This window comes from Nitrosomonas sp. HPC101, assembly GCF_009833125.1.
GTDB lineage: Bacteria > Pseudomonadota > Gammaproteobacteria > Burkholderiales > Nitrosomonadaceae > Nitrosomonas.
The window spans coordinates 89259-102720 of sequence record NZ_QRCC01000012.1 but is presented as its reverse complement, the minus strand read 5'-3'; the positions used below and the strand labels follow the sequence as shown (position 1 = coordinate 102720).

Below are 13462 nucleotides of genomic sequence, written 5' to 3'. Positions count from 1 at the left end.
TTCGTAAAATTTGAAAAAGTATTGTTGCCTAGGAAGCGATATTTTGCAAACGATAAACCTGCAACTCCCGGCGACTTGCCATGCCTGTACAAGCAGCGCGCGCACCAGCGACCGTTGTGTAATAAGTTATTCTGGCCTGCAAGGCTGCACGCCGAATCGAATAGGAATCTCGCACAGCACTTCTTTGATTGGAAACCGTATTGAGAATCAGGGAAATTTCACCATTCTTGATCATGTCTACGATATGGGGTCGACCTTCGGCCACTTTATTGACAGTGACAACTGGCAGTCCAGCCTGAGACAGGTGATCTGCCGTGCCTCTCGTAGCATAAAGTGAAAATCCCAGATTGATCAAGCTGACAGCAATCGCGACAGCCTCCGACTTATCACTATCCCTGACGCTGATAAACACATTACCCGAAGCGGGTAACTGAACGCCTGCTGCAAGCTGCGACTTGAAAAATGCTTCCGCAAAATTTTTACCGATGCCCATCACCTCACCAGTTGATTTCATTTCCGGCCCAAGGATGGTATCAACCCCGGAAAACTTAGCAAATGGAAAAACCGCCTCTTTTACCGAAAAATGGGTTGGATGAACTGCTTCGGTAACACCCTGATCAGCCAGGGTCCGTCCTGCCATGCAACGCGCCGCAATTTTAGCCAGTTGCAAACCAGTCGCCTTGGAAACAAAGGGCACCGTACGTGATGCTCTGGGGTTGACTTCCAGTACGTAGACTACATTATCCTGTATGGCGAACTGTATGTTCATCAATCCTCTGACATTCAACGCACGCGCCATAGCTCCGGTTTGCCGCCGTAACTCATCCTGCAGGGAAGCAGAAAGGCTGAAAGGGGGCAACGAACAGGCAGAGTCACCAGAGTGAACACCCGCTTGCTCAACATGTTCCATAATTCCACCTACCAAAACAGTTTCCCCGTCAAAAATCGCATCAACGTCTACCTCAATCGCATTGTTAAGATAATGATCCAGCAGCACGGGAGAATCATTGGATACCTTAACGGCCTCCCGCATATAGCGCTCCAGATCGCGCGCCTCATGCACAATTTCCATAGCGCGCCCTCCCAATACATAACTCGGCCTGACAACAAGCGGATAACCAATGCTATCCGCCGCTGCCATAGCAGCTTCTGGCGTACGCGCAGTAAAATTAGGAGGCTGCTTAAGCCCCAAATCCTGCAACATCGCCTGGAACCGCTCACGATCCTCAGCACAGTCGATCATATCCGGGCTAGTACCAATAATGGGCACCTCATTTTCTTCCAGCTCACGCGCCAGCTTCAGCGGAGTCTGGCCACCATATTGCACGATGACGCCGATTGGTTTCTCTACCACCACAATTTCCAGTACGTCTTCGAGCGTGAGAGGCTCAAAATAGAGCCGATCCGAGATGTCATAATCCGTTGAGACTGTTTCCGGATTACAGTTAACCATAATTGTTTCATATTGGTCTTCACGCAATGCTAATGCTGCATGCACACAGCAATAATCGAATTCAATACCCTGGCCAATACGATTGGGTCCACCGCCCAGCACCATGATTTTCTTTCTGTCAGATGGACGGGATTCACACTCTTCCTCATAGGTTGAGTACATATAGGCCGTCTGCGTATCAAACTCGGCGGCACAAGTATCTACCCGTTTGTAGACCGGGCGTACATTCAGCTGATACCGCCTGTTACGCACCTTGTCCTGGCTTGTACCAAGCAGCGCAGCCAAGCGCCGATCCGAGAAACCACTCCGTTTTAATTGACGCAGCTCACCTCGATCCAATGTATCCAGTTGCCTGTCTGCAAGCGCCTGCTCCTGCCTTACCAGATCCTCCATCTGAACCAGAAACCATGGATCAATTCGGGTAAGTGCATGAATTTCATCGAACGGAATATTGCAACGGAATGCATCAGCGATATACCACAACCGTTCTGGTCCCGGATGACCCAGCTCAGCCTTGATGATCTCGATATCCGCAGTTTTTTCATCCAGCCCATCCACACCAGTCTCCAGGCCACGCAATGCTTTCTGCAATGATTCCTGAAAAGTGCGGCCAATCGCCATGACTTCACCCACTGATTTCATTTGTGTAGTCAGACGATCATCCGCTTGCGGGAATTTCTCGAACGCGAAACGCGGTACCTTGGTTACCACATAATCAATAGTTGGCTCAAACGAGGCAGGAATAACACCACCCGCTATATCGTTAGCCAGTTCATTCAATGTATAACCAACCGCCAGCTTGGCAGCAACCTTGGCAATAGGAAAGCCCGTTGCCTTTGAGGCCAGTGCAGATGAACGCGATACCCGTGGATTCATTTCGATCACAAGCATATTTCCATTCTCGGGATTAATGGCAAACTGGACATTGGATCCACCTGTTTCTACACCGATTTCCCTGAGTACTGCAATCGAAGCATCACGCATACGCTGATACTCCTTATCCGTCAGCGTCTGGGCAGGTGCAACAGTGATCGAATCACCGGTATGAACGCCCATCGGATCAATATTCTCAATCGCACAGACAATGATGCAGTTATCCTGCTTGTCACGGATAACCTCCATCTCGAATTCCTTCCAGCCAATCACCGACTCTTCGATCAACAACTCCCGTGTCGGTGAAGCTTCCAGGCCACGCTCACAGATCTCTACAAATTCTTCCCGATTGTAGGCAATACCGCCGCCACTCCCACCCAGCGTAAAAGAAGGTCGGATAATAACCGGGTAGCCAATCACTGCTTGCGCCCGCATAGCTTCTTCCATACTGTGCGCCATAGCTGAACATGCCGATTGCAATCCTATCCGCGTCATCGCTTGCTTGAATTTTTCACGATCCTCTGCCATGTCAATGGCTTCGCGGGAAGCGCCAATAAGCACCACCCCGTACTTTTCCAGCACACCGTGCCGAACCAGATCCAGAGAACAATTGAGTGCTGTTTGTCCACCCATGGTTGGTAGCAATGCATCCGGCCGCTCTATCTCAATTACTTTTTCGACCGCCTGCCAGGTAATCGGCTCGATATAAGTAGCATCGGCCAGTTCCGGATCAGTCATAATCGTCGCCGGATTGGAATTGATCAGAATGACACGGTAACCTTCTTCTCGTAACGCCCGACAAGCCTGTACACCGGAATAGTCAAATTCACATGCCTGGCCAATAACAATCGGCCCGGCACCAATAATGAGGATGGATTTCAGATCGGTACGTTTAGGCATTTAAGTAAAAATTATTCTGATAACTCAGGCTGACTGTTTGTTTCTTGCCATCCGGTCAACGAAACGGCTGAATAAATAATCAACATCCCGAGGACCCGGACTTGCTTCAGGATGTCCCTGAAAACAAAAAACAGGATGATCTGTCAGCTCAAACCCTTGAAGACTCCCATCAAACAGTGAATGATGCGTAACACGTGCATTGGCTGGCAAAGTATCGGCATCAACTGCAAACCCATGATTCTGGCTGGTAATCATCACTTGACCACTATCAACATCCAATACCGGGTGATTAGCGCCATGATGACCGAATCTCATCTTGATTGTTTTGGCGCCAATTGCCAAAGCAATCAGCTGGTGGCCCAGACAAATTCCAAACACAGGAATTCTGCTTGCCAGCAATGCACGCGTAGCGATGATCGCATAATCACAGGCCTCCGGATCACCCGGGCCATTGGAAAGCACGACCCCATCAGGCTGGGTACGAAGAATCTCCTCAATTCTGGTCTGAGCAGGATAAACGGTAACATGACAACCTCGCTCAACCAGTTTACGCAGAATCGTACGCTTGACACCAAAATCCAACACAGCCACCTGGTATTGACTTTCGCTTGCGGCTCGATAGCCTGTTTCCGGAACCCATTCACCTTCACTGAATTCCCATGACTGGGTACAGCTGACCACGCGCGCAAGATCCATTCCGGCCAGACCAGGGAAAGCCTGTGCTTGCTGTAAAGCTTCGCTTTCGTTGACATGACCCGTCATGATGCAGCCTGCCTGAGCACCCTTGATTCTTAAAATACGTGTGAGCTTGCGAGTATCGATCCCGGCAATAGCTGGAATATCATGCCGTTTGAGAAAATCCGGTAACGATTGATGACTGCGCCAGTTGCTGGCAATAAGCGGCAGATCTCGAATCACCATTCCTGCCGCATGGATGGCTCTGGTCGTAGATTCAGTATCTTCATCATTAATGCCGGTATTGCCAACATGCGGGTAAGTCAGTGTAACGATCTGACGGCAGTAAGATGGATCAGTAAGAATTTCCTGGTAGCCAGTCATGGCTGTATTGAAGGCCACCTCTCCGATGGCTACGCCCTCGGCACCGATCGAGTGTCCGTGAAAAACAGTACCATCAGCCAAAACGAGTACAGCATGCGGACGGTTAGACACAGAACTCCCCAGTAGTTTGTAATACAACGCAGACAGAAAAAAGCGGCTCGAATCAACTTCATGCCGCTAATGTGAATTATACGCGAGATACGGGCGTTTTTCCAGAGACTGCCCATTCTTTGTATTGATAGGCATGAGCCACACGCTGAAAAAACAACTCAAACAGTCATGCCATGATGACGCAGCAACGCATCAATTTTTGGTTGGCGTCCGCGAAAAGCAACAAATGATTCGAGTGCAGGACGGCTACCACCCACAGCAAGAATTTCATGCCAAAAACGCTCTCCGGTCTTCGCATTCACTACCTGACCGACACCGTTTTCCTCAAACAGGCTGTAAGCATCGGCAGACAGTACCTCTGCCCATTTGTAACTGTAGTAACCCGCTGCATAGCCTCCGGCAAATATATGCCCAAAGTTATTGGGAAATCGGTTGAAAGCAGGCGGAATAATAACCGCCACCTGCTGGCGGATTTTATCCAGACGCTGCAGTACGGTCTCGCTACCCAGCGGATCAAAATCAGTGTGCAAATGCATGTCGAACAAGGCAAACTCGATCTGACGCAAAGTCTGAAGACCGCTCTGGAAATTTTTGGCTGCGAGCATTTTATCGAATAACACGCGTGGTAACGAATTGCCAGTTTCCACATGCGCGGTCATGTCACGTACCACCTCCCATTCCCAGCAAAAATTCTCCATGAACTGGCTTGGCAGTTCAACTGCATCCCATTCAACACCGTTGATACCGGACACCCCCAGCTCATCCATTCGAGTCAGTAAATGGTGTAATCCATGACCAAATTCATGAAACAGTGTAATTACCTCGTCATGCGTAAACAATGCAGGACGCAACTGATCATCAATCGTTACCGGAGCAGAAAAATTGCAAGTCAGATAAGCAACCGGGGTCTGAATCTCGGAACGGCCAATTTCAGGTACTTCAATCCGTCGTCGCGCGACAGCATCATCCATCCATGCTCCTCCACGCTTGCCAGGGCGGGCATAGAGATCCAGATAAAACTGCCCCAGCAGATTATCGCCGGGATCGATAATGTCGAAAAATTTTACATCCTTGTGCCAACGCTGAACATTACGCACCTGTTCCACTTCACTGATCCGTATACCATACAGCGCTTCTACCAACCCGAACATGCCGGATAACACCTTGTTTTCCGGGAAGTACTGCTTGACATCATGCTCAGAAAAAGCATAACGCTCAATCCGCAGTTTCTCACTCGCGTAGGCAATATCCCACGCTTCGAGTTGGATTAATTTCAGTTTATCCGCTGCAAACTGACGCAACTCCGCCAAATCTTTTTCTGCATAAGGTCTCGCTTTATCAGCAAGCTCACTCAGAAAGTCCAGTACCTGCTGCGGTGTTTCTGCCATCTTGGGAGCAAGGGATACCTGTGCATAACAATCATAGCCCAGCAGCCTGGCTTCTTCCTGACGCAGACGCAGAATCTGTTCGATCAAAGGCATGTTGTCACGATTCGCAATCTGATCCAGAAGAGTTTCAAGCTCACTGGCTCGCGTTGCATATGCCCGATACATCCGTTCACGCAGACTGCGGTTGTCTGCGTATTGCATAACTGGCAGATAGGATGGTGCATGCAGCGTGAATTTCCAGCCCGGCACAGTAATCGAAGTATCTTGAATCGCCGCTTCACGAGCCGCTTGCACGATATCTTCCGGAATACCGGCAAGCTCATCTCGATTTTCTATAAACAGGGAGAATGCATTGGTTGCATCCAGCAGGTTATCACTGAATTTTGCACTCAAAGCTGACAGCTCTTCCTGAATTTGCATAAATCGCGCTTTATCCTCAAGCGGCAACTCGGCTCCGCCCAGCCGAAAATCACGCAGCTGATTTTCTATAATTTTCCTGCGTGCCTGACTTAGATCATTGAACGCCGGATCTGCCCGCAACTGCCTGAATTTATCGAACAATACCGGATCCTGCGACAGCTCGGCATAATACTGCGTAACGCGTGGCAGACCGGCATTATAAATTTCGCGCAATTCCGGGTTATTCATAACGGCATTCAAATGCGTCACTTGACCCCACGCACGCGACAGACGTTCATTCACATCCACCATCGGCTGCACAAAATCCTGCCAATCTGGGGCTTCCGATGCATTCTTGACTGTATTCATCACGGCACGACAATCACGTAACAGCTCATCCAGAGCAGATGTAATATGCTCATTCCGGATTTCCTCATAACGTGGGAGCGTGGAAAAATCGAGTAACGGGTTTTTCATGTCAGTTATATAATCCAAAAATTTATTGTTATTAAGGAACCTCTGCAAAACCACTGCGTTGTCATTGCCATGTTAAAGGTTGGCTTAAAGTGCTCATTTATTACGTATAAACTCCACTTTTTGCTGACTTTTACCTTGAACTGACGCCTCGTTAACGCTTCTCAGAAGTTCCTTAGATCAATCTGATTTCAAAGCAAACTGCTTTGGATAAAAGCTAAGCATCCCGGCATGTGTGCTACTCGCCATACACAATGTGCCCACCGATCAGCGTAAACCGGGCACGTCCGCATAACTCCATCCCGAGAAAAGGCGTATTTTTGCCTTGACTTTTCAGTTCAGTGTTGCTGACAATCCAATACGCGTCAGGATCAAAAACACATAAATCGGCTGGAGCACCCACTGCTAATCGCCCGGCACCAATACCCAATATTCGCGCCGGGCACGCGGTAATCCTCCCCAGCGCTTCCGGTAATGACAATCTGTTTTCCACCGCCCATTTCAGGGTCAGCGGCAGCAACAGCTCCAATCCGGTTGCACCCGTTTCGGCCTGGGCAAAAGGCAGCAATTTGGCATCATCATCCACGGGCGCATGATCCGAGCAGATTGCATCAATCGTTCCATCCATCAAACCAGCACGCAATGCATCTCTATCTGCCAACCCTCTGAGCGGCGGCATAAGATGGCAGTTCGCATCAAAAAAACCAATATCCATATCAATCAGATGCACATGATGGACAGAAACATCACAGGTCAGTGGCAACCCCTGCTGTTTGGCTGCGCGTACCAGCGCTACGCCCTCAGCACTGGAAATACGGCAAAGATGCACACTGGCGCCGGTTTCCTTCATCAAGGCCAATATACTGGCCAGTGCAATTGTCTCCGCACATACTGGAATTGCCGGCAATCCCAGACGGGTGGCAGTCTCTCCATCATGAGCAACACCCTGGTTAGCCAGATGCATATCCTGAGGGCGCAGCCAGACCTTGAAACCAAAGGTGGCAGCGTACTGCATAGCCCGCATCAATACATGCAGGTTAGCAATCGGCACATCTGCCTGGCTGAAGGCAATACACCCGGCATCATGCAACTCAACCATTTCTGTCAATCGCTCTCCCTTGAGCCCCTGGGTCAATGCTCCCACCGGATAGACTTGCGCCCGATCAAGATTGCGCGCACGGTGTTTAAGCATTTCCACCAGACCCGGCTCATCCAGTGGCGGATCCGTATCCGGAGGACATGCAAGGCTGGTTATCCCCCCTGCCACTGCTGCTTCCAGCTCCGACTCCAGGGTAGCCATATACTCAAGCCCCGGCTCGCGCAAACGTGCTGACAAATCAACCAGACCAGGACATACAATCAATTCGCTCGCATCTATCTCCCGGTCATCACGAAAATGCGCGGGCCGGGAATCGATCGATATAATCCTGTCTTCAGCCAGATAAAGATCACCGATACGATCCATCCCGCTGCCAGGATCAATCAGACGGCCATTGCGGATACAAATATGCATAGCAGATACAAGCGTTAATTTCCAGCAAGAATCGACATGACTGCCATACGGACAGCAATACCGAAACCAACTTGAGGCAGAATGACCGATTGGTTGCCATCCGCCACTTCTGAATCGATTTCCACACCACGATTCATTGGACCAGGGTGCATCACAATTGCATCAGGCCTGGCCAACACAAGCTTTTCCGGCGTTAACCCATAATACTTAAAATATTCTTCGGTACTGGGCAAATGCGCCGATTCCATGCGCTCATGCTGCAATCGCAGCATCATCAGCACATCCACATCTTTCAAACCCTGTGCCATGTTGTGATAAACATGCACACCAAGCTGCTCAATTCTGTCCGGCAGCAAGGTTTTGGGAGCAACAACACGGATTTCCGGCACGCCCAGTGTTGTCAGTGCGTGAATCTGCGAACGCGCTACCCGGGAATGCAGAATATCTCCGATGATCGCCACACGCAGCGCATGAAAATCCTGTTTATAGCGGCGAATCGTAAACATATCAAGTAATGCCTGCGTAGGATGTGCATGCCATCCATCACCTGCATTGATCACATGAATGTCCGGGCCGACATGGCGGGCGATCAGATGCGCTGCACCGCTCTGGTTGTGACGCACCACAAACATATCCGCATGCATGGCAGACAAGTTGTTTACCGTGTCCAGCAGGGTTTCTCCCTTGGTTTGAGATGAAATCGCCATATTGAGATTGATCACATCTGCTGAAAGACGCTTTGCCGCTATTTCGAAAGTCGTGCGGGTGCGGGTACTCGGCTCAAAAAACAGATTGAATACTGACTTACCTCGCAGCAAGGGAATTTTCTTGACATCCCGTTCTGTCACGCCGGTAAATGATTCTGCCGTATCAAGAATATGGTACAGAATCGCAGCAGGTAATCCTTCCGTTGTAAGCAGGTGCCGCAGTTCACCATTTCTATTCAACTGTGGATGTATGCCCATCACGCAGCGATTCCAAAAGAATTACAACAGCGCATATACACGTTTCAAGTATCAACAAATAAAACTTGCTTGCACAAAGCAGCCAGAATCATCTGAACAGCCACAACATAATCCGCAGTTCAAAGCAGGCACATGACGCTGAAGAAGCAGTGGGAATAGTCATCAGATGAACCCCTGAAACATACATTACCTGGCTGTTATACTCCGCAAATCCAGATTCAGCTTTCCGTCATCCGCCTGCCTCAATTCAAGCATACTGTTTTCCGGCAACGTCAGCATAGCCCCCGTATATCGTGCAGCAATCGGCAACTCCCGCTCCCCACGATCGACCAAAACAGCCAGATGGATACTGGCCGGGCGACCGTAATCAAATAATTCATTCACTGCAGCACGAATAGTTCTGCCTGTATAAAGCACGTCATCTACCAGAATAATACGGCTATTTTCAACCTCGAAAGGAAGCTGAGAAGGTCTGACCTGCGGATGAAGGCCAATTTTACTGTAATCATCACGATAAAAAGAAATATCCAGCACCCCCACCGGCTGCATAATTTCCAATGTCTGATGAATACGTCTGGCCAGCCAGGCACCTCCGGTATGAATACCAACAATAACCGTATTATCAGTGATATCCGGTTGTATTTTTTCGATAAGCAGCGTCAGCAACTGCTCGGCATCAGGAAGCTGCATAAGATGAATCAAAGAAAGTCTGAAGGATGTGTTGCGCTGCAATCTGATCAAGCACTGGCCGCTGTTTTTTGCCTGTAACGCCCACTTCTCTCAGTGTCAAGCGGGCAATCACTGTCGTATAACGTTCATCTTCCATGACAGCCGGAATCCCGAATCGCCCCTCCAGTCGCCTCGCAAAACGTCGGCATAACCGGGTTATCTCATGCTCGGTACCATCGGCATGAACTGACAATCCCACCACTAGCAAAACCGGTTGCCATGTCTCGATTAACTCAGCAATTTTTTCAAAACGAGGCTTGGTCATAGCCTGATCAATCGTTGTTAATGGATGAGCCAATCGCAATTCATATTCACCAACAGCCACCCCTATACGTCGTACACCGAAATCAAAAGCAAGCACAGTACCAGATAAGATTACACTTGCCGTGTCAGACAGGTTTTTTCTGGCGGGATCAGGCATGACCCACTTCATTCGATAAATTGCAAAAATCAATTCCCAGTAACGCCATGGCAGCAGGCAAACGTTCTTCGAAGGAAAGTTCAAACAATATCCGGGATTGGGCGGGTACAGTCAGCCATGCATTCTGCGCGAGCTCCTGCTCAAGCTGTCCGGCCGCCCAGCCTGAATAACCAAGCGCCACCAATACTTTCTCTGGTCCCTGACAATCAGAAACTGCCTGCAAAATATCAATAGAAGCGGTCAAACCAATCGTCGCATTGGAAGACAATGTAAATTCCCACGCCCCAACTGGCTCATGCAATACGAAGCCATTATCGACTTGCACCGGACCACCCAGTAATACCGAAAGATTGGAAGAAGCGGAATCCTTGGGAGACATGCCCAATTGCATCAGCAGCTTCTCTACTGATAAATCAGTCGGCCGATTCACAATCAGACCCAAAGCACCTTGTTCGTTATGCTCACAAACATAGGTTAACGTTTTGGCAAAAAACGAATCTCCCAATCCCGGCATGGCAATCAGAAAATGATCGGTCAGGTTGATGGCTTGCATGACGGTTGTGGTCTCTATAAAAATTTACCGTGATTACACCCAGTACGCCGTACGCGTCATAATCCCGGAGCTGAATTTCATGACGGCTTTAACCGGCACGGGCAACGGCCCTCCTCCATACGAGACAGCCATGGTAGCATGGCACGCTTCATCGACTTTCATTTGAGACACGATAGCTCTGCTGCGAACATCCTGATGGGGCAATCGCTGCAGATGATCTGCCAGATGCGCTTCAACCTGGCGCTCTGTTTCAGCCAGAAAACCGAGATTCCATTTATCCCCAAGCGCGCCTGCCACCAACCCTAGCGCGAATGACCCCCCATACCACAGTGGATTCAGGAAACTTTTATGCCCACCCAGCTCCGCAATCCGGCGCTCTGTCCAGGCAAGATGTTCCGTCTCTTCACGCGCCGCCTGATCCAGTGCCTGACGTACCTGCTCATTGCGCGCTGTCAGTGCCTGGCCCTGATAAAGTGCCTGGGCACAGACCTCACCCACGTGATTGATACGCATCAATGCTGCTGATTCACGCTTTTCGATCTCACTTAGCTCATTTTCAGGCAGATCCCCTCCCGGAACCGGGCGTAAAGTGGCCGCCGGCGCCAACAATGTACGCAAAGCGCTATCAAAACCAATGATTATTTTGTCAATATTCAACATAAATTTCCTCCATTGATCTCTCTTGGAATCTGTTCAACATTTCATCAAAAGACACACTGCAGCGTTAAAATTGAACCTGGAATGCTCACATACTTCGAGCATGCTCCGCTTTCTCGTTCAATTCCGCCTTGTGCTGGCCATTAATCAAAATTCCGAACAGATTTTTACCCGTCTCTTGTGCCTGGAACAATCGTTTTCATTTTATACATATTTGCCGTGCAAGCAATGTTACCGGATGCAAAACCTCTATATTTCTTCCTTTTTTTGCCAGCCCGTTGGCTATATGCAAAGCGCAACCAATATTCGCTGTCACCAAGCAATTAGCGCCGGTTTGCTCGAAAGCCTGTAATTTTTCATCCAGCAAAGATCCTGCAAATTCGGGCTGATCAAGAAAATAGGTACCTGCCGCACCACAGCAGCGATCATTCCCGGGAAGTTCCACCACTTCAATTCCCGGAATATGTTGCAATAAAGAATACAGATGTCTTGAAGCATGCAGCGTGTTACGCAACGTACAAGGCTCATGTACAACTATCTTTCGCGACAAGGGTATAAAATTGATTTCATTCCATTCCTGCGCATTGAGAAACTGACTGATATCCATTACCGGCACAGGAAACCCGGCATCCATTCGCAACGAATACTCCGTCAGCTGAACACCACAACCAGAAGCAGTATGAATAATCGCTTGAATATTCAACCCCTCAAAAGCACGGATATTTTGTTGTGCCAATGACGCCGCTACATCAAATTGACCACTGTGCTGATGAAGCGCTCCACAGCATGTTTGTGTTTTCGGCACATGTACTGTATAGCCCAGTCGGTTCAATACGGATATAGTTGAAAGCAGTGTTTCGGTATCAATCAGCCTCGCAACGCAGCCCAGAAACAATGCCACCTCACCACGCAAAGAACCTCTGGCTGAATATGAGCTCCGCCATATTTGCCCTGGCAAACTGCGCGTCGTCAGAAACAGAGAGGACTGCGCCAGCACATTTTTCTTCAGCATATTCAACTGCAAGCACAACGACAACAAACCGCTCTTGGCCAATAGGCGCAATATTGGCCGCAACATATCAAGCCGAGCAGGCCTGGCAATCAATTCCCGCTCCAGAAAATTTCTCAACCAGCTCTTTCTGCCCTGATTTTCTTTCCGAGGCAGGGATAAATCCTCATAAATCATGACACGCGCATCATCAATCAGCCGACCATAAGCGACATGACTTGGACACACATTTTCACAAGCGCGACAAGTAAGACAACGATCCATATGCTGAATAAATTTCCCGTTCAGTGGAATACGTTTACTGGCAACTCCGCTCATCAATGCAATACGCCCTCGCGGAGAATCTGCTTCGGAATATGTCAGATGATAGGTAGGGCAATGTGGTAGGCATAACCCACACGCCACACAGCGATTAGCCTCGGCAAGCAACTCTTCAGTCAAGGAATAATTCTGATCTGATTTTTTCATGGTCTTCGGCAACTATTTCCTCAATATCAAGTTATTGTATTATGAGCAGCGCAATGACTTGGGGAGCTATCATTGAAACTATTGATTATATCGATCCAGGCTTCAGGCATGGCCTTTTTCCAAAGGCACAATTCAATTTACCACTTGCTAAGTATATGAAAGCTGCCATAGAATTGCGGGTTTTAGTTAGCAAACAACCACTTTACACAAGGGGCAACATGGTAGTAGTCAGACTGGCACGAAGTGGCGTCAAAAAACGTCCTTTTTACAATATGGTAGTGGCCGATTCCCGCCGCCATCGGGACGGAAAGTTTATAGAACGGGTAGGATTCTATAACCCTCGGGCTACGGGCGGCGAGGAAAGTTTACGTATTCAGATGGATCGTCTGAATCACTGGCAATCCAAAGGAGCACAACTATCCGATACCGTCTCCAGGCTCGTCAAACAGCTTGACAGGCAACAAAAAGCCACTCAGTCACCGGAATAAAA

The 13462-nt window shown here is 49.0% G+C and carries 11 protein-coding genes; 1 reads left to right on the top strand and 10 read right to left on the bottom strand.

Annotation, left to right across the window (positions count from 1 at the left end; genetic code table 11):
- Positions 1 to 28 precede the first annotated feature (28 nt).
- The 10 genes from carB to ABO04_RS09645 all read right to left on the bottom strand — a co-directional run bounded on the left by carB (position 29) and on the right by ABO04_RS09645 (position 12972).
- Entirely contained in the window at positions 29 to 3226 is a 3198-nt protein-coding gene (carB, locus tag ABO04_RS09690; protein ID WP_160810469.1) for a carbamoyl-phosphate synthase large subunit, read from the bottom strand.
- Positions 3227 to 3250: 24 nt separating this feature from the next.
- A complete protein-coding gene (gene carA / locus ABO04_RS09685) occupies positions 3251 to 4396 on the bottom strand; it encodes a glutamine-hydrolyzing carbamoyl-phosphate synthase small subunit (protein WP_160810468.1) in 1146 nt (381 codons plus the stop codon).
- Positions 4397 to 4554: 158 nt separating this feature from the next.
- Positions 4555 to 6660: a M3 family metallopeptidase gene (locus ABO04_RS09680; RefSeq protein WP_160810467.1), complete on the bottom strand. Its 2106-nt coding sequence runs from the start codon at positions 6658 to 6660 to the stop codon at positions 4555 to 4557.
- A gap of 235 nt (positions 6661 to 6895) precedes the next feature.
- A complete protein-coding gene (locus ABO04_RS09675) occupies positions 6896 to 8170 on the bottom strand; it encodes a dihydroorotase (protein ID WP_160810466.1) in 1275 nt (424 codons plus the stop codon).
- 14 nt (positions 8171 to 8184) lie between these two features.
- On the bottom strand, positions 8185 to 9135 hold the full coding sequence (locus ABO04_RS09670) for an aspartate carbamoyltransferase catalytic subunit (RefSeq protein WP_160810498.1): 951 nt from the start codon (positions 9133 to 9135) through the stop codon (positions 8185 to 8187).
- 186 nt (positions 9136 to 9321) lie between these two features.
- On the bottom strand, positions 9322 to 9825 hold the full coding sequence (pyrR, locus tag ABO04_RS09665) for a bifunctional pyr operon transcriptional regulator/uracil phosphoribosyltransferase PyrR (RefSeq protein ID WP_160810465.1): 504 nt from the start codon (positions 9823 to 9825) through the stop codon (positions 9322 to 9324).
- Positions 9812 to 10285 (bottom strand): Holliday junction resolvase RuvX, encoded by a 474-nt coding sequence (gene ruvX, locus ABO04_RS09660; RefSeq protein ID WP_160810464.1) that lies wholly within the window; start codon positions 10283 to 10285, stop codon positions 9812 to 9814. Before ruvX ends, pyrR begins: the two co-directional genes overlap by 14 nt.
- Entirely contained in the window at positions 10278 to 10838 is a 561-nt protein-coding gene (locus ABO04_RS09655) for a YqgE/AlgH family protein (protein ID WP_160810463.1), read from the bottom strand. Before ABO04_RS09655 ends, ruvX begins: the two co-directional genes overlap by 8 nt.
- Positions 10839 to 10871: 33 nt before the next feature.
- A complete protein-coding gene (gene coq7, locus ABO04_RS09650) occupies positions 10872 to 11498 on the bottom strand; it encodes a 2-polyprenyl-3-methyl-6-methoxy-1,4-benzoquinone monooxygenase (protein WP_160810462.1) in 627 nt (208 codons plus the stop codon).
- A 196-nt stretch (positions 11499 to 11694) separates the two neighbouring features.
- Positions 11695 to 12972 (bottom strand): (Fe-S)-binding protein, encoded by a 1278-nt coding sequence (locus tag ABO04_RS09645; protein WP_160810461.1) that lies wholly within the window; start codon positions 12970 to 12972, stop codon positions 11695 to 11697.
- 218 nt (positions 12973 to 13190) lie between these two features.
- Between ABO04_RS09645 and rpsP the strand changes: the two genes are divergently transcribed.
- Positions 13191 to 13460: a 30S ribosomal protein S16 gene (gene rpsP, locus ABO04_RS09640; protein ID WP_160810497.1), complete on the top strand. Its 270-nt coding sequence runs from the start codon at positions 13191 to 13193 to the stop codon at positions 13458 to 13460.
- Positions 13461 to 13462 lie beyond the last annotated feature (2 nt).